20 protein-coding genes are annotated in these 23,357 nt (G+C 69.1%); 6 read left to right on the forward strand and 14 right to left on the reverse strand.

The features are described from left to right. Positions 1-133: 133 nt before the first annotated feature. The gene (locus tag LZ199_RS24685) at positions 134-499 is read right to left on the reverse strand and encodes a hypothetical protein (protein WP_253996207.1); all 366 of its coding nucleotides are present in this window, start codon (positions 497-499) and stop codon (positions 134-136) included. Between the two features lie 140 nt (positions 500-639). Further along, positions 640-1,005, reverse strand: a complete 366-nt coding sequence (locus LZ199_RS24690) for a hypothetical protein (protein ID WP_253996208.1) — start codon at positions 1,003-1,005, stop codon at positions 640-642. Positions 1,006-1,247: 242 nt separating this feature from the next. On the opposite strand from LZ199_RS24690, the gene LZ199_RS24695 reads away from it, so the two are divergent. Further along, a complete protein-coding gene (locus tag LZ199_RS24695) occupies positions 1,248-2,600 on the forward strand; it encodes a sigma-54-dependent transcriptional regulator (RefSeq protein ID WP_253996329.1) in 1,353 nt (450 codons plus the stop codon). Positions 2,601-2,637: 37 nt separating this feature from the next. Here LZ199_RS24695 and LZ199_RS46735 read toward each other — a convergent pair whose 3' ends face one another. Next, complete coding sequence (locus LZ199_RS46735) at positions 2,638-3,357, reverse strand: immunity 52 family protein (protein WP_323389804.1); 720 nt, start codon at positions 3,355-3,357, stop codon at positions 2,638-2,640. An 11-nt stretch (positions 3,358-3,368) separates the two neighbouring features. Then, complete coding sequence (locus LZ199_RS46740; RefSeq protein ID WP_323389805.1) at positions 3,369-4,847, reverse strand: Tox-REase-5 domain-containing protein; 1,479 nt, start codon at positions 4,845-4,847, stop codon at positions 3,369-3,371. Between the two features lie 353 nt (positions 4,848-5,200). Here LZ199_RS46740 and LZ199_RS24715 point away from each other — a divergent pair, with 353 nt between their 5' ends. After that, positions 5,201-5,665, forward strand: coding sequence for a hemerythrin domain-containing protein (locus tag LZ199_RS24715; protein ID WP_253996209.1), 465 nt, complete (start codon positions 5,201-5,203; stop codon positions 5,663-5,665). A 54-nt stretch (positions 5,666-5,719) separates the two neighbouring features. Here LZ199_RS24715 and LZ199_RS24720 read toward each other — a convergent pair whose 3' ends face one another. From LZ199_RS24720 to LZ199_RS24750, 7 genes are all read right to left on the reverse strand, one after another. Next, complete coding sequence (locus tag LZ199_RS24720) at positions 5,720-7,561, reverse strand: ATP-binding protein (RefSeq protein ID WP_253996210.1); 1,842 nt, start codon at positions 7,559-7,561, stop codon at positions 5,720-5,722. Next, the gene (locus tag LZ199_RS24725; protein WP_253996332.1) at positions 7,558-8,721 is read right to left on the reverse strand and encodes a sensor protein KdpD; all 1,164 of its coding nucleotides are present in this window, start codon (positions 8,719-8,721) and stop codon (positions 7,558-7,560) included. The genes LZ199_RS24720 and LZ199_RS24725 overlap by 4 nt, the downstream gene beginning before the upstream one ends. Before the next feature lie 82 nt (positions 8,722-8,803). Then, entirely contained in the window at positions 8,804-9,427 is a 624-nt protein-coding gene (gene kdpC, locus LZ199_RS24730) for a potassium-transporting ATPase subunit KdpC (RefSeq protein ID WP_253996211.1), read from the reverse strand. 20 nt (positions 9,428-9,447) lie between these two features. Continuing rightward, positions 9,448-11,508, reverse strand: coding sequence for a potassium-transporting ATPase subunit KdpB (kdpB, locus tag LZ199_RS24735; RefSeq protein WP_253996212.1), 2,061 nt, complete (start codon positions 11,506-11,508; stop codon positions 9,448-9,450). A 3-nt stretch (positions 11,509-11,511) separates the two neighbouring features. Then, complete coding sequence (kdpA, locus tag LZ199_RS24740; RefSeq protein ID WP_253996213.1) at positions 11,512-13,230, reverse strand: potassium-transporting ATPase subunit KdpA; 1,719 nt, start codon at positions 13,228-13,230, stop codon at positions 11,512-11,514. Positions 13,231-13,240: 10 nt separating this feature from the next. Continuing rightward, entirely contained in the window at positions 13,241-13,330 is a 90-nt protein-coding gene (gene kdpF, locus LZ199_RS24745; RefSeq protein WP_141641721.1) for a K(+)-transporting ATPase subunit F, read from the reverse strand. Between the two features lie 106 nt (positions 13,331-13,436). Next, entirely contained in the window at positions 13,437-14,573 is a 1,137-nt protein-coding gene (locus LZ199_RS24750) for a porin (RefSeq protein WP_253996214.1), read from the reverse strand. A gap of 349 nt (positions 14,574-14,922) precedes the next feature. Here LZ199_RS24750 and LZ199_RS24755 point away from each other — a divergent pair, with 349 nt between their 5' ends. After that, positions 14,923-16,284, forward strand: coding sequence for a porin (locus LZ199_RS24755; protein ID WP_253996215.1), 1,362 nt, complete (start codon positions 14,923-14,925; stop codon positions 16,282-16,284). A 21-nt stretch (positions 16,285-16,305) separates the two neighbouring features. Here LZ199_RS24755 and LZ199_RS24760 read toward each other — a convergent pair whose 3' ends face one another. Continuing rightward, positions 16,306-17,271 carry a hypothetical protein gene (locus tag LZ199_RS24760; protein WP_253996216.1) on the reverse strand — a complete coding sequence of 322 codons (966 nt, stop codon included), beginning with the start codon at positions 17,269-17,271 and terminating at the stop codon, positions 16,306-16,308. Positions 17,272-17,375: 104 nt separating this feature from the next. Between LZ199_RS24760 and LZ199_RS24765 the strand changes: the two genes are divergently transcribed. Both LZ199_RS24765 and LZ199_RS24770 read left to right on the forward strand, forming a co-directional pair. Then, entirely contained in the window at positions 17,376-17,723 is a 348-nt protein-coding gene (locus LZ199_RS24765; protein ID WP_253996217.1) for an ArsR/SmtB family transcription factor, read from the forward strand. Further along, positions 17,720-18,625, forward strand: a complete 906-nt coding sequence (locus LZ199_RS24770) for an SRPBCC family protein (RefSeq protein ID WP_253996218.1) — start codon at positions 17,720-17,722, stop codon at positions 18,623-18,625. The genes LZ199_RS24765 and LZ199_RS24770 overlap by 4 nt, the downstream gene beginning before the upstream one ends. On the opposite strand, the gene LZ199_RS24775 is transcribed toward LZ199_RS24770, so the two are convergent. After that, positions 18,606-19,730: a serine hydrolase domain-containing protein gene (locus LZ199_RS24775; protein ID WP_253996219.1), complete on the reverse strand. Its 1,125-nt coding sequence runs from the start codon at positions 19,728-19,730 to the stop codon at positions 18,606-18,608. The genes LZ199_RS24770 and LZ199_RS24775 overlap by 20 nt on opposite strands. A gap of 75 nt (positions 19,731-19,805) precedes the next feature. Between LZ199_RS24775 and LZ199_RS24780 the strand changes: the two genes are divergently transcribed. After that, on the forward strand, positions 19,806-20,657 hold the full coding sequence (locus LZ199_RS24780; RefSeq protein WP_253996220.1) for a class I SAM-dependent methyltransferase: 852 nt from the start codon (positions 19,806-19,808) through the stop codon (positions 20,655-20,657). A gap of 8 nt (positions 20,658-20,665) precedes the next feature. Here LZ199_RS24780 and LZ199_RS24785 read toward each other — a convergent pair whose 3' ends face one another. Continuing rightward, positions 20,666-23,275 carry a right-handed parallel beta-helix repeat-containing protein gene (locus LZ199_RS24785; protein ID WP_267145160.1) on the reverse strand — a complete coding sequence of 870 codons (2,610 nt, stop codon included), beginning with the start codon at positions 23,273-23,275 and terminating at the stop codon, positions 20,666-20,668. Between the last annotated feature and the right edge of the window lie 82 nt (positions 23,276-23,357).

Here is a 23,357-nt window from a genome sequence, read left to right on the forward strand (position 1 = left end):
ATCCGCCGTGCCGCGCGGGACTGGCTCCAGGTGCCTGAAACCCCAGGCCTTTCCCGCACCCCGCCTCCGCGCCATCGTGCGGAGTGCAACCCGGGCCTCCTTCAAGCCCTTCAGGTCGCGACCCGCCCCGGGCTCAGCGCAGGGCACGCCCGTGTACCCGGGCCTGCTCTCGACACGCGCCCTGGCACTCGGGGAAGAGCAACAGGAAGCGGGCCTGCTCACGGCAGCGAGGCACCAGCCCGGTGTGCAGGGGGGCCGAGCACAGCCGCTGGAAGCCGGCCCACGCATCATCGAAGACGGCGGCGCGGTCCTCGGGCGCAAGCGTCAGCACGGCGCGACGCTCCGAGGCCAGCCAGCCAACCATGGCCGCCAGGGCCACCCCCAGCCCGAGCACCCACAGCAGGTCCTTCCACCAGGGACGCGCCAGCGAGAGAGGCTCCGGCCCGGTGCTGGAGTCAGGGACGGAGGACACGATGGACAGGGGCGGCTTGGGACGCATGACGGCGTCTCCAGGGGCAAGCCCCGTGCCGCGCGGTGGAGCAGGTCTCCCGAGGGACGCGGTCTCCGCGGCCATTGCATCCAGCAAGTGCGCACGCGAGCGGCCGTGCATCGCGCAAGCCTTCTCGAGTCGAGAGGGCGTCAGCGCACGGCGTTGCGCAGGGCGGGGGCCAGCTCCTGGCGACAGGCCTCGTCACACTCGGAGAAGCGCATGATGAACTCCGCCTGCTTCTGGCAGCGCCGCTGGAGGCGGGGGCCGGCGTCGCCCAGGCACATGAGGTGGAAGCTGTCGCGCGTCTCCTCGAAGAGGGCTTCGCGCTGGGCGGGGGACATCGCGTTGATGGCGCGGTTCTCTCCGCCCTGGAGATAGGCCCACACGCCGACGAGCACCAGCAGCACGATGCCGAGCATCACTCCCTGGCGCACGCGCTTCTGGTTGCGAGAGGGGGGCCTGTCGCGGGTGAAGATGTTGTCCTCGGCTCCCTCGTCGTTCCCGTTCAAACCCATAGGCCCCTGTTCCATCGCAAACCGGGGACCAACGCCAGCATTGGTTGCGTCGGGTGTGTTGCAGCCTGCACGAAAGGGCCGGGTCCGGGTTGCGGACCGCACGACAGGGGTGAAGGGGGCGGCGTGGAAGTCCCCGTGAGGACTCGTGTCGTGCGGTCCGCACGGCGGGGCGCGGGTGATGCACTTAGGATTGACGCATGGATGCAAGGCAGGAGCAGGACCCCGTCTCCGGGGAGCGCCCGATGCGGGTGCTGGTGGTGGACGACGAGCGCAACATCCGCCACACGCTGAGGGTGTGCCTGGAGGGGTTCGGCTGCGAGGTGCGGGAGGCGGCCACGCCCGAGGCCGCGCTGGCGGCGCTCGCCCAGGGGCCGGCCGACCTGGCCTTCGTCGACCTGCGGCTGGGCACCGCGAGCGGCTTGGATTTGCTGCCAAAGCTGCTCGCCGAGTCGCCCAACCTGGACGTGGTGCTCATCACCGCGTACGCGACGTTCGACACGGCGGTGGAGGCGGTGCGGCGGGGGGCGCGGGACTACCTGCCCAAGCCCTTCACGCCGGCGCAGATACGGCATGTGCTGGACCGCTCGCGGGAGCACCGTGCGCTGTCCTCGCAGTTGGAGAGCCTGGAGGGGCAGCTCGCGCAGGCGGTGCCGGAGGCGACGCTGGAGACGAGCTCGCCGGTGATGCACGCGGCGATTGGACTGGTCTCTCGCGCGGCGACGGCGGATGCGGCGGTGCTGCTGCGCGGTGAGAGCGGCACGGGCAAGGGAGTGCTCGCCAGGGCGTTGCACTCGATGAGCGCGCGGCGGCGCAGGCCGTTCGTCACGGTGAACTGTCCGACGTTGTCGGAGCAGCTCCTGGCGAGCGAGCTGTTCGGCCACGTGCGCGGGGCCTTCACGGGAGCGGTGAAGGACCAGCCGGGGCGGGTGGAGCAGGCGGAGGGAGGCACGCTGTTCCTGGATGAAATCGCGGAGATGAGCCCGGCGCTCCAGGCGCAGTTGCTGCGATTCCTGCAGGAGAAGCAGTTCGAGCGACTGGGTGAAGGCCGCACGCGCAAGGCGGACGTGCGCGTGGTGGCGGCGACGAATCGGGACTTGGAGAAGGACGTGGCGGAGGGAAGGTTCCGCGAGGACCTGCTCTATCGGCTCAACGTCATCGAGGTGAAGCTGCCGTCGTTGCGGGAGCGGCCGGAGGACCTGCTGTCGCTGGCGAGGCGCTTCGTGGCGTTCTTCGCGAAGACGGCGCAGCGGCCGACGACGCCGGAGTTGTCGCCAGCGACGGAGAAGATGCTGCTGGCATATCCGTGGCCGGGCAACGTGCGGGAGCTGCGCAACGCGGTGGAGCGAGCGCTCATCGTGTGGCCGGCGGGGGTGTTGGAGCCGCAGGCGTTTCCGGAGCGAATCGCCGCCGCGGCGGGCTCGGTGGTGACGCTGGGCGGGCCGCACACGCTGGAGGAGGTGGAGCGCGAGCACACCCTGCGGGTGATGACGTCCGCGCCGACGCTGGACGAAGCGGCGAAGGTGCTGGGCATCGACGCGTCCACGCTGTGGCGCAAGCGCAAGAAGTACGAGTCCGGAGGCAAGGGCGAGGACTGAGCTTGAGAGGCCGGGAGTGCGCTCCTGGGCCTTGAGGTCACGACATGAGGGGCTTCAACAGCCCCGCCTGGTCCAGCAGCTCGCGCACCGTCTCGGCCAATGCCACGTGCTCCGGGTTGCTGGCCGTGAAGCGCTCCGGGGTGAGGACAATGAGGGTGCCCTTGTCCTCCACGGGTTCGACGCGCACAGGGGCAGGCAGTGGCGGCACTGTGCCTCGATGACGAGCGAGATACGTCACCCAGCCGAGGTAAGGGGCCTTCGGAACGCGCCGAGACTCGACCAGGTCACGGTGCGAGTGCGACATGGCCACGCCCCAATCAGGCTCCCAGGCACTCGCGGTGGCTCGCAGCATGTCCGCCAACACGGACGCTGTCAGGACACGCTCTGCACTCGAGCCCCTGCTGGGCAGACTGAACACGCATCGATTGTTCGCACGTGCATGGTGGCCCCCACACCTGATGAGAAAGGCGCAATCTTCGTGGTCGTTGGGAGCACCGTTCCATGCCCCAAGACTGAACCCGAGATCATCGAAGGCAGGGTCCTTGTTCTTCTGAACGAACTTCACCAACTCTTCGCGAATCGGGCGCAGTGGACGCTTCAAGGACTCCTTCAGCGACTTTGCCGTTTCGTACCAATGCGCGAAGGACGAATCGACACGCGAAAGCCCGAGCAGGAAGTCCTCAAGACGCCTTGCACAACTGTCTGGAGGCTCCTTGCGAATCCCCCAATAGCTACCCGCGTAGTAGGTCTCGCTCACCTGGATGAACCTCAGAAGAGTGGAGGGGTGAAGACGACTTCGATGCCCTCCACCTCGTTATCCTTCAGCAGTTTCCGGATCGCATTGGCGGCCTTCTCTTCCGCGACATGCCAGCGGATACGCGCTCCATTCGCTGCCCTGAACTGCCTGTCCGCCTGCTCAACCAGAGCCTTCGCCCCCGTACTCTTGAACCAGCGTTTCGGGTCGAGTTCCTCGAAGAACCTGGCATATCCCAGCCCCTTCGCCTCCAGCAGGACGCCCTTTTCGAAACCATCGAACTTCACGCCTCCGCTGTCCCTGCCCACGCCTCCGACCCAGTATGCCTCGTCGGCGGAGTGGCCCGTGATTTGTTCCTGGTAGCTCCGTGCCCGGGGCTGCATGGACTCCTTGGCCGGTCCCCACTGTCCAGGGCCACTCGACGGCCCACCTTGCTTCGCTGCCGTGCTCGCTCGCTGGAGGATGATGGCCGCGCCAGGGCCACCGCTCAGCACCGCCGCCGCCCGTCCCACCGGCACGGCCACGACTCTCATGGCGAGCGCACCCTGTGCCGAGAGCGACAGCACCGGCACCTCGGCCATCCCGAGCGTCGCCCCTTGCAGCGTGCGCGTCGCGGCGGAGGCCGTGCCCCACGTGGCGAGGAGGTTCGTCACCAGCTTGGAGACGGCCTGCACCTGTTCGCCCCGCGTCATGTACTGGAAGCGCTCCACGTACTCGGGCGATGAGGCCAGCAGCGCCGCCACGGCGGTCGGCATCTGCTTCAACGCCCCGAGGTTGTCAGCGGGCGACGTGGAGACGAACTGTCCCACCGCCAGGGCCAGCCCGACGAACGCCTCCTCCGCTCCGTCCAGCGTGCGGCTGATGACGTCGGCATCGTCGTGAACGTCCGCCAGCGGGAAGCCATCCACCTCCCGCAAGTTCGCATCCAGCGCGCGGAAGACTCCCGTGCGCCCGTCATAGAAGCGGCCGACCTCGAAGCCGTGCGCGAGGAAGGCTCCGTCCTTCCACTCCACCGTGCCGACGCGCTGCTGCGTCCTCCCGCTGCGCACCCACGCAAGGCATCCATCTGGCCGGAGCACCGCCAGCGAGGTGAACCGCTCCACCCTCCTGACCAGCTCGGCCCGCGGCACCTCGCCCGCGCCCATCACCTCGCGCAGCATGAAGCCCACCGCGACACGTGCCGGGAACTGTCCCAGCGTCACGTCCTTGCCCAGCAGCACCCGCAGCAGCCTCGCTGCCTGTGTCGCCGTGAGCGAATCGCCCGACACAGGGCTCTCGTCGTGCGCTTCCAGCCCTGCGTCATGCAGCAACGCATCGAACGAGTCGCCGCGCGCGCCTCCAACGTGCCGAGCCTCCAGGAAGCCTCTCTCCAGTCCTCGCTCCCCCAACACCGAGGAGCGCTGCCGCAGCAGCCCGCCACGAGTGGACGGCTCAACACCAGCGCAGCCCGTGACGAGTAGCGCGGCGCACAGCATCCATAGGCCAGCACGCATTCCTCACCCACTTGCTTCCCTCACGAGAGGCAAGCGGCGTGAATGCTGGCATTCGCCCCTGACAAGGCGCGCGCCAACTCGCGGCGCGGAGGCCCCCCGACGTTGCTCCGACACACGCTCTCGTTCCGACGTCCCGTGTCCGCCACCAGGCAGGGCAAGCCCTTCCCATCCCTCCTGGCCGCCTGTCCGCGAGTCGCGCCCGGCCAGGCACCACCGACTGAAGCGCTCCCCTCCCCGCTCCCTCACGCCAGACATGGCGAGGGAGCTTGCGCGCCCATGCCTGTGATTGCCACGACCCTCATGCATGCGGACCGTTGTTCGGCGACCTCAACGACACAACAAGGAGCGCACCCGTGGACGTCATCGACCTCTTGATTCAACAGCACCGCGAAGTCGACGCGCTGTTCCTGGCGTTCCGCAACGCCTCGGATGACGAGAGCCGCAAGGAGCTCTGCATCCAGCTCGCGGAGGCCCTCATGCTGCACACCACCATCGAGGAGCGTTGGGTCTATCCCAAGGCCACGCGCATCGTGGGCGACGATAAAATCGAACATGCCGAGGAAGACCATCAGGAGATGACGAAGCTCCTGACCGACATCGTCGGCTTGCGCGACGACATGAACGCCATGAAGACCAAGGTCGACTCGCTGGAGCGAGTGGTGAAGCGCCACATCGCCGACGAGGAGCAGAACATCCTCCCGCAGGTCGCGAAGAACATCACCGAGAAGGAAATCGGAATGTCCTGCAAGGACCTCGTCCGCGAGGCCTCCAAGATTCGCCGCGAGGAGATGAAGGACTGGGGCGAAGCCTCCGTCTGACGCCGCGGGCAGACCTCCCGCCCGAGCCTCCCACGAGGAGCACGGGCGGGAGCGTCACGCCGACTCCACCGCCGTCGGCTGCGGCAGCGTGAACCAGAACGTGCTCCCCCGCCCCGGCGCGCTCACCACGCCCAGCTCGCCGCCGTGCGCCTGGACGATTTCCTTCGCGATGGACAACCCCAGCCCCGCGCCGCCCACGGGTGCCCCGGGCGCGCGGTAGAACTTCTCGAAGATGCGTCCCTGTTGCTCCGGCGCGATGCCCTCACCGGTGTCCCGCACCTCGAAGCGCACCCGAGTCCCCTCCCGAGCCACCCGCACCTCCACCTCGCCGCCCGCGGGCGTGTGCTTCACCCCGTTGCCCACCAGGTTTCCCAGCACCAACCCCAGCCGGTCCGGGTCCACATCCACCGACTCCACGTCCAGCCCCACCTGCTTCACCAGTCGCACCCCGCGCTCCGCCGCCGCCGCGCGCTGCGAGTCCAGCGCCGCATCCACCAGCTCCTCCGGGGACACCCGCCGCACCTCCAACCGAAGCTGCCCCGCCTGGATGCGAGACAAGTCCAACAGGTCATCGACGATGCCCTGCAAGCGCTCACAGTCCTCCCGCGCCGCGAACAACAGGTCCGCCTGCTTCTCCGTCACCGCGCCCACCATGCCCTCGGCCACCAGGTGCACCGCCATGCGCAGCGACGTCAGCGGCGTGCGGAACTCATGCGCCACCGTGGCCACCAGGTCGTTCTTCAGCTCGTCGAAGCGCCGCAGCCGCGTCACGTCCTGGAGAATCACCGTGGCGCCCACCACCTCGCCCGTCTCTCCGTACACCGGACTCCCACGCGGCAGGAGCCACCGGTCGCCATCCGCCAGCTCCACGCGCACGGCCTCCTCGTAACCCCGAGGCTGATACGCGCCCTTGCCGCCCAGCACATGGCCCCGCACGCGCTCCACCACCTCGCGCGCCTCCGGCACCACCCGGCCCAGCACGTCCCCGCCGCCCTCCAGCGACAGCTTCAGCACGTCCTCCGCCGAGCGGTTGACGTTGAGCAACACCCCATCCGCGCCGAACACGACGACCGGGTCCGGAAGGCTGTCGATGGCCGCCTGCGACGCGGCCTGTGCCTGGAGCAGCTCGCCCAGGCTGCTCTGGCGATACTGCTGGAGCGCCTCCGCCATCGAGTTGAAGTCCTGCCCGAGCTGCGCGATTTCATCCTTCCCCTCCACCACCGCGCGCACCGCGTAGTCCCCTCGGCCCAGTCGTCGCACCGCCTGGGACAACACCGACACGGGCCGCAGCGCGCGATGCGTGAGGGACGTGGAGGCGAACAACCCCACGCCGAAGGCCGCGAGCACCGCCAGCACCATCAGGGTGTTGACGCGGTCGCTCTGTCGCCGCAGCTCCTCGCTCTTGTGCACCATCGCGTCCTGGTTGAGCGCCAGGACGGCGGACGCCGCGTCCTTTACCTCGCGGAAGGCGGGCTCGATGCTCCGGAAGTACACCGCCTTGCGCTCCACCTCCGACGACTGCGCGAGGAACACGTCATATGCCGCCTGATAGCGCGCCCAGCCCGCGCGCAGCCGACGGGTGGACTCGGCCTCGCCCGGCTCGGTGACGTTGCTCTCTTGCAACCGCAGCTCCGACTCCAGCCCCTGACGCTGCGCGGCCTGCTGCGCCTGTCCCCGCTCCAGCTCGCCCGCGACGATGAAGAGGGCGGCGCTGTCCATCCGCTCCAGTTGCTCGGTCATCCGCTGCGCGGCGAGCACGCTGCGGTAGTTGTCCTGGAGGATGTGCTGCCCCGAGCGCCCCAGCCGCGCCAGCGTGACGACGGCCACCACGCCCACCAGCACGAGCGCCAGCGCCAACGGGGCCTGGGCCAGCAGCAGCCGCAGTCGCAGCGTCATGAGCGCTTCTCCTCGGGCGAGGGGTCGAAGGCCACGACGTGGATGTCGAAGCCCTCGCCCTCGCGCAGCAGCCGCACGTCCGCCGCGCGTCCCAGCGCCCGCTTCCACCAGGGCTGGTGCGAGCGGCCCACCATGATGTGGCCCACGCCATGTGAGCGCGCGAAGTCGAGAATCGCCTCCACCGGGTCCTTCGAGCGCAGCCGCACCACCTCCGCCCCCAGCTCCTTCGCCTTCTCGATGTTCGCGAGCAGGTGCCGCTGCGCCTCCGCGTCGATGAGGTGCGGTGCCTCGCGCGGCGTCTCCACGTACACCACGAACCAGTCCGTGTTCAGCCGGCCCGCCATGCGCGAGCCCCGGCGCAGCAGCGTCGCCGCGCGCGGTGGGTAGCTCGACAGCGCCACCAGCACCCGTCCCCACGCCGCGCCCTTCTGCGAGCCTTCATCCCCCGTGCGAGACGACAGCCCCGAGGTGGCACGGTCCAGGCTCTCCGCCACCTCGCGCAGCGCCAGCTCGCGCAGCGTGGACAGGTTCTCTCCCTTGAAGAAGCTCTCCAGCGCGCGCGGCACCTTGTCCTCCGCGTAGATTTTTCCCGCCTTCAGTCGCTCGTGCAGGTCCTCCACCGACAGGTCCAGGTTCACCACCTGGTCGGCGCCCTTGAGGAAACTGTCGGGAAGCGTCTCGCGCACGATGACGCCGGTGGTGCGCTCCACCAGGTCATTGAGGCTCTCCAGGTGTTGCACGTTGAAGGCGCCAATAACGTTGATGCCCGCGTCGAGCAGCTCCTGCACGTCCTGGTAGCGCTTGCGGTGACGGCACACCGGCAGGTTGGTGTGGGCCAGCTCGTCCACCACCGCGACCTGGGGCTTGCGCGCCAGCACCGCGTCCAGGTCCATCTCCTCCACGGTGACGTCGCGGTACGTGTGCTCCTTGCGCGGCACCACCTCCAGCCCGGACACCAGGTCCTCGGTCTCCTTGCGGCCGTGCGTCTCCACGAAGCCGAGCACCACGTCCACGCCTCGACGCTTCAGCGCGTGCGCCTCCTCCAGCATGCGGTACGTCTTCCCCACGCCGGCCGCGAAGCCGATGTAGAGCTTGAGCCGACCGCGCCGGCCCCGCTCCACCAGCTCCAGGAAGTCCTCCGCGCGCGAGCGTCGCGTCATCGTCACCCTCGGACCTCCACCGTGGAGGCGCGAGCGACAATGCCCGCGCCTCCGCATGAATGCATGAGGAGAATGGACTCCGTCACTCGGGAGCCACCGCGCCCATCGGCTGAGCGGGCTCCGACGCGAGCCGCCCGAACTGACGGTCCAGCGCCAGATTCAACAGCAGCACGTTGACGCGCGGCTCGCCCAGCACGCCGAGCGTCCTTCCCTCCACGTGCGAGGCCACCACCGCGAGCACCCGCTCCGGCGCGACTCCACGCGCCTTCGCCACGCGCGGCGCCTGCCAGCGCACCGCCTCCGGCGACAGGTGCGGGTCCAACCCCGAAGCCGACGTGGTGACCAGCTCCCCGGGCACGAGTCCTGGCGCGTCCGGATTCTCCCGGCGCAGGCGCTCGACGTCCGCCGTGACGCGCTCCTGGAGCTTGCGCGACGTCGGCCCCAGGTTGCTGCCCGAGGACGCCGCCGCGTCGTAGCCCGCCCCCGCCGCGGAGGGACGCGGCTGGAAGTAGCCACCCTGCGTGAAGCCCTGGCCAATCAGGGCGCTGCCGACCACGCGGCCCTGCTCGTCCTTCACGAGCGAGCCCTGGGCCTCGGAGGGGAACAGGAGCTGCGCCACCCCGGTGACGGCGAGCGGGTACAGCACGCCGGTGAGCACCAGGGTGACGACACAGGCGCGCAGGGCGGTGAGAAGAGTGGAGACCATGAGGTGAAGTCCTTTCACGTTCAGGACAGGCCCACGGCCGTGAGCAACACGTCCAGGGCCTTGATGCCGACGAAGGGAACGATGACGCCACCCAGCCCGTAGATGAGCAGGCTGCGCCGCAACAAAGCCGCCGCGCCGAGCGGGCGGTAGCGCACGCCGCGCAGCGCCAGGGGGATGAGCGCGATGATGATGAGCGCGTTGAAGATGACCGCCGCCAGAATCGCGCTGTAGGGCGACGACAAGCCCATCACGTTGAGCGGGGCAATCTGCGGGAACACGCCCATGAACAGCGCGGGGAGGATGGCGAAGTACTTCGCCACGTCGTTGGCGATGGAGAACGTCGTCAACGTGCCGCGAGTCATCAGGAGCTGCTTGCCCACCTCCACCACCTCCAGCAGCTTGGTGGGGTTCGAGTCGAGGTCCACCATGTTCCCCGCCTCCTTCGCCGCCTGCGTGCCGGTGTTCATCGCCACGCCGACGTCGGCCTGGGCCAGCGCGGGCGCGTCGTTGGTGCCGTCGCCCGTCATCGCCACCAGCTTGCCCTTGCCCTGCTCGGTGCGGATGAGCGCCAGCTTGGCCTCGGGCGTCGCCTCCGCCAGGAAGTCATCCACGCCCGCCTCGCGCGCAATCGCCGCCGCCGTGCGCGGGTTGTCGCCGGTAATCATCACCGTGCGGATGCCCATGGCCCGGAAGCGGTCGAAGCGCTCCTTGATGCCGCCCTTCACCACGTCCTTCAGGTGGACGATGCCGAGCAGCCGCGCTCCCTCCGCCACCGCCAGCGGCGTGCCTCCCGCGTCGCCGATGCGACCCGACGCCGATGCCAGCTCCTCCGGCACCGCGCCGCCCTGCGCCTGCACGTGCTTGACGATGGCATCCACCGCGCCCTTGCGGATGCTCCGGGGCTTCGGGTCCACCAGGTCGCACCCGCTCATGCGCGTCTGCGCGGTGAACGGGACGAACGTCGCCTGGTGCGCCAGCAGCTCGCGCGGACGCATCTTGTACGTGTCCTTCACCAACGTGACGATGGAGCGCCCCTCGGGCGTCTCGTCCGCCAGGCTCGCGAGCTGCGCGGCCTCCGCCAGGTCCTCCATGCGCACGCCCGGCATGGGCAACAGCTCCGTCGCCATGCGGTTGCCCAACGTAATCGTGCCCGTCTTGTCGAGCAGCAGCGTGTCCACGTCCCCCGCCGCCTCCACCGCACGGCCACTCATGGCCAGCACGTTCTTGCGCAAGAGCCGGTCCATGCCGGCGATGCCGATGGCGCTCAACAGGCCGCCAATCGTCGTGGGGATGAGGCACACCAGGAGCGCCACCACGGCCGTGCCCGACAGCGGCACCCCGGAGTAGAGCGCCAGCGGCACCAGCGACACACACGCCAGCAGGAACACCACCGTCAGGCCCACCAGCAGGATGTGCAGCGCAATCTCGTTCGGCGTCTTCTGCCGGGCCGCGCCCTCCACCAGCCCAATCATCCGGTCCAGGAAGGACTCGCCCGGGTTGACGGCGATGCGCACCACGATTCGGTCCGACAACACCTTGGTGCCGCCCGTCACCGCCGAGCGGTCTCCACCGGACTCGCGAATCACCGGCGCGGACTCGCCGGTAATCGCGGACTCGTCCACGCTGGCGATTCCCTCCACCACCTCGCCATCACCCGGGATGAGGTCGCTCGCCTCGCAGACCACCAGGTCACCCTTGCGCAGGTCAGACGCGGGCACCCGCTCCTCGCGCCCGTCCGTCAGCTTCCGCGCGGTGGTGTCCTTGCGCATCTTGCGCAGCGCACCGGCCTGGGCCTTGCCTCGCCCCTCCGCCACGGCCTCCGCGAAGTTGGCGAACAGCACGGTGAACCACAGCCACAGCGCCACCGCCACGGTGAACCACAGGGGCGCGCCATCGGCGTGCGGCGAGACGAGGTCCTTCACCACGAACACCGTGGTGAGCAGGCTGCCCGCCCACACCACGAACATGACGGGGTTGCGCGCCACGTCGCGCGGGTGGAGCTTCTTCAGGCTGTCCAGCAGCGCCGGCTTCAGCAGGGACGCGTCGAGGAGCGACGCCGGTTTGGAAGATGCGGAGCTCATGGCTCAGTAGACCTTTCCGGCCCCGGCGAGGAAGTGCTCGACGATGGGGCTGAGGGAGAGCGCGGGGAAGAAGGTGAGCGCACCGACAATGACGACGATGCTCACCAGCAGGCCGGTGAACAGGGCGCCATTCGTGGGGAAGGTGCCGGGGCCCGCCGCCACCACCTTCTTGCCCACCATGGAGCCGGCGATGGCCAGCGCGGGGACAATCATCAGGAAGCGCCCGCCGAGCATGGCCAGGCCCAGCGAGAGGTTCCAGAAGGGCGTGTTCGCATTCAGGCCCGCGAACGCGCTGCCGTTGTTCGCCGTGCCGCTGGTGAACGCGTAGAGAATCTCCGTCAGGCCGTGCGGCCCCGCGTTGTTGAGCGAGGACACGCCCTGAGGGAGCACCGCCGCCACCCCGGACATCCCCAGGATGAACACCGGGAAGATGAGCACGTAGAGCATCGCGAGCTTCATCTCCTTCGCTTCAATCTTCTTGCCCAGGTACTCCGGCGTGCGGCCCACCATGAGTCCGGCGATGAAGACGGACAGCACCACCATGATGAGGATGCCGTAGAGGCCCGCCCCCACTCCTCCGAAGATGACCTCGCCCAGTTGCATGTTGACCAGCGGCACCAGCCCGCCCAGCGGGTTGAAGCTGTCGTGCATGGAGTTGACGGCGCCGCATGACGCATCCGTGGTGACGGTGGCGAAGAGGGCGGACGCGGTGACGCCGTAGCGCACCTCCTTGCCCTCCAGGTTTCCCACCTGTGCCACGTGCGCGGAGGCCACGGCGGCGTTGGGCTGGGACTCGGCGGCGTACGCGGCGGTGACACCCGCGAGGAAGAGGACTGACATGGCCGCGAAGAGGGCCCAGCCCTGCTTCGTGTCCCCCGTCATCTTCCCGTACGTGTACGTCAACGCGGAGGGGATGCAGAAGATGAGCAGCATCTGCACCAGGTTGGTGAGCGGCGTCGGGTTCTCGAAGGGGTGCGCGCTGTTGGCGTTGAAGAAGCCACCGCCGTTGGTGCCCAGCATCTTGATGGCCTCCTGCGAGGCCACCGGACCCATGGCGAGCGTCTGCTTCGCGCCCTCCAGCGTCGTCAGCTCGGGGTACGGCGAGAAGTTCTGCAACATGCCCTGCGAGACGAAGAACAGGGCGGCGACGAAGCACAGCGGCAAGAGCACGTAGAGCGTGCCGCGCACCACATCCACCCAGAAGTTGCCCAGCGTCTTCGCGCCCTCCGGCCCCGCGCGACGCGTGAAGCCTCGCGCCAGCGCCAGCGCGACACCGAGCCCCGCCGCCGCGGAGACGAAGTTCTGCCACGCCAGCCCCACCATCTGCGTGAGGTAGCTCATGGTGGACTCGCCGGCGTACGACTGCCAGTTGGTGTTGGCGACGAAGCTGGCCGCCGTGTTGAACGACAGCTCCGGCCCCACCGCGCCCAACCCCTGGGGGTTGAGCGGCAGCACGTGCTGCATGCGCTGGAGCCCGTAGAGGATGACCATGCCCAGCACGCTGAAGGCGAGCAGCGCGCCGCAGTACTCCACCCACGTCTGCTCGCGCCGGGCGCTGGCGCCCGTCAGTCGCAGGAGCACGCGCTCCACGGGACCGAGCACGCGCGGCAGCGGCTGCGTGTCCCCTTCGAAGACACGGAAGAGGTAGAGGCCCAGCGGCTTCGTCAGCGCGAGCAGCAGGGCGAAGAACAAACCAATCTGCAACCAACCAATGAGGGTCATGGCGAGGTCCCTAGAAGCGCTCGGGACGGAGCAGGGCGTAGACGAGGTAGGCGGTGAGCAGCACGGCGAGCACGGCGCCAGCGGCGTATTCGAAAGTCATCGGGGGGACCTCACAGGCGCTCGCAGCCGTGGGCGTAGCCCCAGGCGAGCGAGAAGAAACCGAGGGTGACGAGGAGGAGGACGACATCCATGAATGGACTCCAGACTCAGAAGCAGGCGGTGGCTCCGAGGACGATGAGCGTCTCGGAGTCCTTCAGAATGGGGGTGCCTTCGTCGGTGGTGGCGCGGCTGGCGAAGACGTCCGCCGTCGAGCGGTCATGCCGCGCCTCCAGCTTGAGCGTGAGGTGCTCCACGGGCTTCACCTCCAGGGTGAGCGTGGCCCCCGACAGCGTCTGCTCCACGCCCGTCATCAGGCCGTCGGCGTCGCGATACGCCTCCACGCGCGCGGCCAGCGCCACGGGCTCGGTGAGCTGCACGCGGGCGTTGAGGCCCGCCGCATACCAGACCGCGCGGTCCGCGCCGGGAATCCGCTGCGTGCCCGCGTCCACGGTGGCCGCGAGCTTGAAGGACTCCGTCACGGCATACGTCGCCACCGCGTCCGCGAAGAGCCGCAAGCCGTCGTCGCCCTCGGGGCCTTCGTTGCCGATGAAGGTGTTGAAGGACGCGGACAACCGGTCGCCCGCGTAGGCCACCTGAGTGCCCAGCGCGAGGCCCCGGTTGTTGTCACCGATGGTCTGCCAGCCATTGAGGAGCTGGAGCTGCACGCTCCACGCCGAGTCCAACGCCCAGGTTCCCTTGAGGCCCGTCTGGTAGTAGGGCGACAGCTCGCCCATCCACGAGCGCGTGTACGTCCAGTTGAGCTGCGATTGGAAGGACTCCAGCCCGATGTGGCTCGGATAGAGCCCGGCCTCCAGCGCCAGCGGCCCGGTGGCGAAGGACAGCGAGGCCTGCTGCACGTAGCGCCAGAGGTCGGGCCCGGAGGCGACGCCCTCGGGCTCGGCCGCGTGGACCACCTCCGCGCCCGTGCCGAAGCCCAGCAGCACCTTGAAGCCCACGGGCTCCGGCGCCACGCTCACGCCGATGGAGGCCAGGTTGATGGCCACCTCGCTGTCGCGCTTCGCGGTCGTGCCGGTGCCGGGGATGAAGTTCGCCGCGTTCGCGGGCCGGTTGAAGTTGTGGCCGAAGTACACGTCGACGCCTCCCTCGGGCTTGAGCCGGGAGAAGAAGCCAGGGGCCTCTGTTTCGGCCCCGGTATCTGTGGGTCCCGGAGGAGGTGGCGAGGAGGCGTCGGCCTGCTGGAGCAGCAGGGAGAGCAGCACTGGAGGCGGGGTGAATGGCCACATAGAGATGTGCCCCCCCTTTGAGCACCGCTCGTACCAATCCACTCCCGCGAGGACCCTAGAGGTTCCAGGAGGTTGCGGACAGACCCGACGGGAGCGGATTGCAACCTGCACGACAGGCCCCTCCTCGTCGTGCACGTTGAGGGCTCTGGTGCTTGGGCGACGTCTCCCCGCCCCATGGCCGTCCCGAGCCCGCGTCACCGTGCGCCTTGCACGAGCCCGAGCCCGCCTCCTCGCATCCCGCACGGCAGGCGGGAGCGGCGCGGACGTCGGGAGCCGCTTCAAGTCGCCACACTTGCTGGGAAACGCGACGGAGCCTGGCGAAGGCACGCCGGCTGCTTCGCACCCGGGCATGTCCCCGACCTCTTCCCTTGCAAGCTGCTTCGCGGCGCGCTCACTCGCCGCCGCCAGTCTCCTGGCGCTGACACCTTCCGCCTTCGCCCAGGACGCCGAGCCTTCGACGACGACCGCGTCGAGCGAGCCCGCCACCGTCACGGAGTCCGCGCCCGCGCCCTTCGCGTGGGGCGACTTCACCTGGATGAACGGGCAGAGCCGACAGAAGGACTTCCCGCTCCAGCTCTCTTCAGCGGTGGTGCTCGGCCTGTACCTGGACGCCAACTACGCGTTCAGCCTCAACAACCCTCGCGACAACACGCTGACGGGCAGCGCGAGCGTGGGCCGGCACAACGAGTTTGAAATCAACCTCGCGTCCATCGGCATCGACTGGAACTACCGGAACGTGCTGGGCCGGCTGAGCCTGCAGTACGGCAACATGGTGAACATCGTCCAGGACCTCGACGGCACCGTCACGCGGGGCCGCTCGCTGACGGCGCAGAACCTGCGCTACATCCGCGAGGCGACGCTGGGCTACCACTTCGACGTCGGTTCCGGCCTCAACGTCGAGGGCGGCATCTTCATGTCGTACATCGGCCTGGAGAGCTACTTGCTGGCGGAGAACTGGAACTACACGCGCTCGCTCGTCTGCGACCACACGCCCTTCTACTTCCAGGGCGTCCGCGCCCAGTACTTCCCCACGCCGAACCTCAAAATCGAGCCGTGGGTGATGAACGGCTGGCAGACGTATGGAAAGTGGAACACCGCGCCGTCGGGGGGACTCGCGCTGCGGTGGAGCCCGTCGGAGGCGCTCAGCCTCTTCGGCAACTTCTACGCGGGCACGGACACCAAGGGTGTCTCCGAGCGCGTGCGCTTCCACCACGACCACAGCGTCCTGCTGCGCTACTTCAACGCCCCCGGAGCCAAGGGGCTGTCCAGGCTGGCCTTCAGCATCAACAACCACGCGGGCTTCGAGTCGGGCGGCGCGGGCCTGCCGGGCGCGTCGGACGCGTACATGCTGGGCACGTCCATCGCGCACCGCGCGTGGTTCTACGAGGACCGGCTCTCCTTCACCGTGCGCGGTGAGTACATGACGAACCCCACGCGCTACCTGGCGCAATACCCGCCGCCGGACCTGGCGTCCCAGCCGGGCACGGACCTGCGCGTGTGGGGCTTCACCGGAACGTTCGAGGTGATGCCCACCGACTTCCTCGGCCTGCGCCTGGAGGGCGTGTGGCGGCGCTCCAGCGTGCCTTACTTCGCCGGCCGCGGTGGCACCACGTCGGAAGATGGCTTCCAGGGCGGCCCCACCGAGGGCTTCACCGTGGACTCACGCCGTGAGCAGACCCTGCTGCTCGTCGCCGCGAACTTCAGGCTCTGAGCGTGCGCGGGAGTCCTCCGCTCACTCCCGGATGACCCGTGCATGGGCGGCAAGCGCCTCGCGCAGCGGCGCCCCGCCCTTCTCCTCGGCTCCCTCTCGGAATTCAATCCGGAGCCCCTGGGAGCTGAACCTCGCGGCGGCAAGAAGGACGGGCGCGACCTGCTGCACATGCGGTCCGCTGACGGAGGCCCGGATGGGGACCTCCGCGCCTCGGGTCACCTCGAGCCTCCAGGACCCCTCCTCTCCGGAGACCTTGAAGTACTCCAACTGGGAAGCCAGACGGGAGTGGGCACACCGGATGAAGAGGTCCGTCGAGGCATGGGGAATGGTCAGCCACGTCAGGTGGGGCAGGGCCGTCAGCGCATCCGCCAGGCCGTCCTCAAACGAGCTCTTCAACTCCAGCCGCCTCACGGAGCTGTTCGCGGACAGCAAGCTCGCCAGTTCGGGAGGAACCCACCGAGCCCCCAGTCGGATGGCGAGGTCGAACCGCTCGACCTCCGCCCCTTGCGTCGAGGGGAGCCGGGCCTTCAGCTCGCGAAGGGGCTCCACGTCATAGGGCGCCCCCACGTACATGAAGAGGCTGGAGAGCATGTTCAGCTCCGCCGGAGTCTCGGCTCCCGGAAGACGGACCAGGGCGAGCAGGAGTGGAATGATGCGCGGATCCGCGGGCCACCATCGTCGCAGCCGGTCGAGGTCCGTGGAGAACGCACAGCGCGAACGACGCGCCGCGCGCTCCCTCAACTCTCCCAGCACTCGGGGCAGGTCCGTGGGATGCCCGCGGACCTCCTCGAGCATCCAGCGCACGGGCACCTCGAAGAAGGCAAGCCCCGTGGCGAGGTGGTCCGAGAGCTGCTCGATGAGCGCGATGACGGGTTCGGCTCGACACGCGTTCCACGCCTCCAACAGAAGCGTGAGGGCCGCATCGTCCTCCCGTCGAGTGAGCGCCTCCTGCGCGCGTCCCAGCAACTCCCTCAGCAAGTGGCTCACCCGCACACCATAACCGGGTCCTCCGCGAGCCCGTTTCAATTCGGGCTCGACCCATACTCAAGTCGCGACTTGACTATCCGGCGCCTTTGCCGATACTCAAGTCCATGCTTAACAATGGTGCCGTCGACCGCATCTTCCACGCCCTGGGCGATTCCAACCGGCGCGCCATCATCGAACGACTGAGCCGGGGTGCGCTGTCGGTCAGCGCCCTGGCGAAGCCGCTCGACATCACGCTCGCCGCCGTCGTGCAGCACCTGCAGGTCCTCGAGGAGAGCGGGTTGGTGCGCACCGAGAAGCTCGGGCGCGTCCGCTCGTGTCAGCTCCACCCAGAAGGACTGCGCGTGGCGGAGGACTGGCTCGCGAACCGTCGTGGACTCTGGGAGCAGCGCTTCGACAGGCTCGGCGAGCTGCTCGATGGCCCCGTCCCCTCTCGAAAGAAGGCAAGAACATGAAGACACCTCCCGTCGTTCATGGCTCGTTCACCCTCGAGCGCACCTACAAGGCTTCTCCCGCACGAGTCTTCGCCGCCTGGGCGGACGTGGAGACGAAGGCGCAGTGGTTCATCGGTCCACCGGACCGCTGGACGCTCGTGAAGCGCGAGCTGGACTTCCGCGTGGGAGGCCAGGAGCTGCTGCACGGGCAGTTCGGCGGCAAGCACTCCGTTGTCTTCACCGCGCGCTATCACGACATCATCCCGGACGAGCGGATGGTCTACGCCTACGACATGCACGTGGGGGACAAGCACCTCTCCGCGTCCCTGGCCACGGTGGAGCTCCACGCCACGAAGACAGGTGGCACGCGGATGGTCTTCACCGAGCAGGCCGCGTTCCTCGACGGTGAGGACGGCACCCGCTCTCGCGAGGAGGGCACGGCGGCGCACTTCGACCGGCTGGCGCTCGTGCTGGAGGCCTCGCACGACATCGTCTCATCCCGGGCGTTCGATGCGCCCCGAGCGCGGGTCTACGAGGCGTTCAGCGACCCGGCGCAGCTGACCTCGTGGTGGGGGCCGCAAGGCTCGACGAATACGTTCGAGCAGTTCGAGCTGCGCCCCGGCGGCAGGTGGCGCTTCACGATGCAGAGCGCGGAAGGGGCACGCTACGCGATGGACAAGGAGTTCATCGAGGTGGTGCCCGAGGAGCGCGTCGTCATCCAGCACCACCAGCAGACCCATCACTTCATGATGCGGATGGACTTCGCGGACGAAGGCGCGCGGACGCGACTCACCTGGCGCATGCGGTTCGAGTCGAAGGACGAAGTCGAGAAGGTGCGCGGATTCGTGGAGGCCGCGAACGAGCAGAACTTCGACCGGCTCGCGGCCCACCTCGCCTCGCGACTCAGAGCCGCGCGGCCATGATTCGGGCCCACAGCTCCTCGTCGAAGTCGGACAGCGTCTCCGCCGAGCGAGTCCCGGCCTGCTGGCCCAGTCGCGTCACCACGAGGCCCAGCGAGCGGCTGACGTAGACCTTCTGGTCGTCCTTGCCCAGTCCGGCGAACACGTCCTGCGGCGCGCTGGGGATGAGCGGGCCGTCGATGCGCGCGCTCACGGGAGGTATCAGGGTGAAGGCCTTGCCGTTGAGCCAGAACAGGTGGCCATAGGCGGGGTTGAGCGTCTGTGAGGACTGCGTCGCGGTGTTGAGGTACGCCGAGGAGACGACGCGGGTCCCCGCCCACAGGCCATCCGCCTGGAGCAGCAGGCCGAAGCGCGCCAGGTCTCGCGCGCTCATCGTCAGGCCCCACAGGGGCATGCCCTTGCTGTCCGTCTCCGGGCGCTGCACCCACTCGCTGCGCGTGGCGCCGAGCGGATTGAACAGCCACGCCTGGGAGAGCGCCTGGATGCCCAGGCCCGTGCGCTGCTCCAGAATCATGCGCAGCCGGTGGTAGGCGTCGTTGTTGTACAGCCACGTCGTTCCCGGGGTCGCCTGGAGTCCGAGCGATGGGGTCAGGCCGCTCGTCATCGTCAGCAGGTGGCGCACGGTGATGCGAGCCTCGGCCAGGGCGCCCGTGTTGGACCAGCCAGCGCCGAGAATGGCGGAGACGCGCTCGTCGAGCGAGAGCAGCTGCTTGTCCACGGCGATGCCGATGAGCACGGAGACGACGCTCTTCTGCGCGGAGGCGATGTCGCGCATGAAGTTCGAGTTCACCGTCCAGTAGCGCTCGGCGAGGATCTTCCCATCCTGGAGGATGACGATGGCGCGGCTGTCGCGAGTGCCCGCGAAGTCGAGCGCGGCGTTGAGCTTCGCCACGTCCCAGCCCGCGGTGGCCGGGTTCACCGTGGGCCAGCTCGCGTCAGTCGTGGGGAAGACGAGGGGCGCTATCAGGGTGTGTGGGACGTCCCGGGGAGGCGCCACGGTGGCTTCGGTTTGAGGGGCGGGTGACTCGGGGGCTCCTTCTTCTGGAGAGGGCGGAGCACAGGCCAGGACGGCACAGACGAGGGGCAGGAGCAGGGCACGCATGGGCATGCGGACAGCAACACGAGTACTCCCGGAAAGTTGCGGAAGGTGGCGCGGGCGCGTTGAACGTGGGTTGATTCCGTCATGACAGCGCCCTCTCCCGCCGAGTCCTATCTGCTCGACTTCCACCGTCGCCTCGCCGGGGTGACCTCGCGCGAGTTCGGAGGGGCTCCGGTGCTGCGCGACGGGGAGGTGTTTGCCTCCACCTATGCGCTCCTGGAGGCGGCGGTGCCGCGAGGGGACTCGCCACGGGTGGTGCTCGACGTGGCCTGTGGGGATGGGTACCTGCTGGAGCTGCTGGCGCGGAGGAGCGAGGGCGGCCTCACGTTGCTGGGGCTCGACATGAGTGAGCACGAGCTGGAGGCGGCACGGGCTCGACTGAAGGGCGCGGCGACGCTGCATCAGGGACGGGCGCAGTCACTGCCGTTCGCGGACGCGAGCATCGACGTGGTGCTGAGCCATCTGGCGCTGATGTTGATGGATGACGTGGAGCAGGTGCTCGCGGAGCTACGTCGGGTGTTGAAGCCGACGGGGCGGGTGTCCGCGGTGGTCGGCGGAGAGCTGGTGAAGGGTGAGGCGTTCGAGGTGTATCTGGGCTTGCTCAAGCCGATGCTGGCGCGGGAGGCGCGGCCACCGCTGCCGCTGGGGGATGCGCGGTTCCGTTCCGTGGAGGGGCTGAAGGAGTTGTTTGGCGGCTTCACGGACGTGGAGCTTCGCCGGCTGGAGGTCCAGGCGGATGGGACTCCGGAGCAGGCGTGGGAGTCGCTCAGCACGACGTATGACGCGGACCGGCTCTCGGCGTCAGCGAAGGCCACGCTCCAGCAGGCCTTCCTCCAGGCCGTGGAGCCCCTGCGACGCACCGACGGCACCATCCCCCTGCGCTGGGGCATGCGACAGGTGACCGCGTCGGGACCACGGCCCCTGTCACGAGCGTGACGTGAGCTTCAGCGAACGGTGTGAGCCTGCGTCCCGCTCGCGCCAGTCCCCGTGGCGATGAGCGTCAGCGCTCCTGCCTGCGCCGCGTGGAAGTACAGCGTCGCCTCCTGCTGAGCCCCCGTCAGCGTCAGGGCCCACCCCGCGCCGGAGGGGGCCAGCGCTTCGGTGCACGCCGAATCCGCGTACAACCCCACCGCCAGCGCCGCGGTGCCCGTCGCCTCCACCACCAGGGCCGGCGCCGTCAGCGCGGACAGGTTGCCCAGCGCGTCCTGGCTCTGCACCACCACCGCCTCCGAGCACTGCCCCACCCGCGCCTCACGCTCGGGCGTCACGAAGTCCAGCCGCGCCGCCGCCCCCGCCACCACGTCCACGTCGAACGTCGCCCCGGGCTGCGTGTCTCTCGCATATCCCGGCCCGTCCACGCGGTTCTGGCTGATGAGGTTGGCACCGCCCAGGTCGGAGATACCCGCCTGATAGGGATAGCCGTTCGTCACCGGCCCCGCATGCGTCACCCTGTTGCGCGTCACCTGGAGCCGCGTCGGCGCGGGCAGCGGTCCACCGTTCGCCACGCCCTGCGACAGGTTGATGCCCACGTCGTTGTCCTCGAGCGTGTTCTCGAAGATGACGACGTCCTGACACAACGCCATCCCGTAGTACGGGCCGCCCGCGATGAGGATGCCCGAGCCCGTCGCCGTGTCTCCCGTGTAGGCATTCCCCTTCACCGTGTTCCCCACCACCCGCCCCGTCGCGCCATCGCTGAGCTGGATGCCATTGCGCGCGATGAACGGCACCGGGCCGCCGCCGTCCACCCGGTTGTCCTCCAGGCTCAGCTCCACCTTCCCCGTGCCGACGATGCCCGCCTTCTGGTAGCGCTCCACGCGGTTGCGCAGCACCTCCACCTTCGCCACCGACTCCGCGCTCAGGGCGTTGCGCACCTCGATGCCCACGCCCTCCTGACAGCCCCCCTCACCCGCCTTCTGATTCACGTCCAACACCGCGCTGTCGACGATGGAGCCGCTCGCTCCCTCGAACAGGATGCCGCGCAGCCGCGCCGAGCCGCCGTCACACACCCGCTCCGACAAGCCGCGCGCCGCCACCGTCACGGCTCGAACGTGCGCCGTCGTCCCCAGGCTGCTCAGCACCGCGCCTCGGAAGCCCCGCTCACGCGCGTCCACCGCCGTGAGCACATGCCCCGCTCCGTCGAGCGTGTACCCGTCCGGAATCCACACCGTCTGCTCCGTGGTGCAGTCGGCCGTCAGCGTCACCACTGCTGAGTCGTTGAGCGTCGCGGCACACGGCGGGTACTCGCCACACAGCGAGTCGCCCCACGCCACCGCGAACTCCCGCGTCGCGCTCAGGCCCGAGGCGTTCGTGACAGTCAACGTGATGACGGGAGCCGCGTCCGCGGGGAGGCACGACAGCGCCACCCAGTCCGCCGAGCCCGAGTCCCCCGCGCGCGCCGCGTTCCCCAGCAGGCCCGCGTTCGTCGTCCAGACGAAGGTGAGCGGCTCCCCCTGCGGGTCATTCGCCGTCGCGGACAGTCGCACCGGTCGCCCCGCCGTCGCGTCCTCCTCCGATTGAGAAACTTCGGTGATGGAGGGCGGCAATGGATTCGTCACGCACAAGTCCAGCGAGCGCTCGCGCTGCGCGCCAAAGCCGTCGCTCACTCGCAACGTCAGTCGGCAGTTGTCACACGCGGCGGCAGGGGCGACGCGAGGGGTGAAGCGCGTCACCGCCACATCCGTGCGCTCGAAGGTCCCTTCACACGTCGAGCTCCACGCGAAGGTCAGGGCATCTCCATCGTCGTCCACGCCCACCGCCTGGAGCGCCACCGGGACTCCCACGCGCGACTGGGACACGGGGTTGGCCCCCAGCTCCGTCAGGACGGGTGCGTGATTGAGCGAGGCCGTGTGCTCCAGGTCTCCGCCTCCCGCCAGCTCCACGTCCACCGAAAAGCGCAGCGTGCTCACCGCGCCTCGCGCGTTCGTCACCTCCAGCGTGAGGTTCACCGCGCCACGTCGCAGCGGCGCGGTCCACTCCGCGTCGACGGCCGTCGCATCGGCGAAGGAGCCGGAGCTCGCGCGCCATGCATAGGTCAGCGACTCCGACGCGTCGGCGGACCGCGCCAGCGCACGGAGTTTCAGCGCGGTGCCCGGAGACACCGACGCTCGCGAAGCCACCACCGCATCGATGAGGGGCGCCGTGCGGGTCGCCTCTGAATCCGTCTCACGCGGCACCAGCACGACAAGCGCGGCATGGTGTCTCGGCAGCTCCACGGCCGGGACTTCCACCTGCGCCAGCACCGCTCCCGCCGAATCGACCACCCGCGCCCCCACCGTTGTCCCCTCTCCCGAGAGCAGGCCTCGCAACAACCCCTGCCACGACAGGGTCTCGGAGCTGGCCAGGGACGCGGTGACGGCCGTGGCCCGAGCTGGTGTCGCTGACACGTCCACGCGCGCAACGGCGTCGAGCGGCAGGGAGCGCGGCAGCACCGCCACCACGCGCACCGAGCCCGCGGGTTCCACCTGCGCACCTGGCGGGTCTTCCTGATGACACCCCATGGCCGTCACCAGGGCACTGGCGAGCAGGGCCAGACGCAGTGCGTTCGCTCGGTTCATGGTGACGTCCTCTCGGCGATGTCGGGTGTCTCACGATAGCGGCAAGCCGCCATGCCCCCAAGCAACCGGCCAGACAGTCCCG

Origin of the sequence: Myxococcus qinghaiensis, from assembly GCF_024198215.1 — a bacterium.
GTDB classification, from domain to species: domain Bacteria; phylum Myxococcota; class Myxococcia; order Myxococcales; family Myxococcaceae; genus Myxococcus; species Myxococcus qinghaiensis.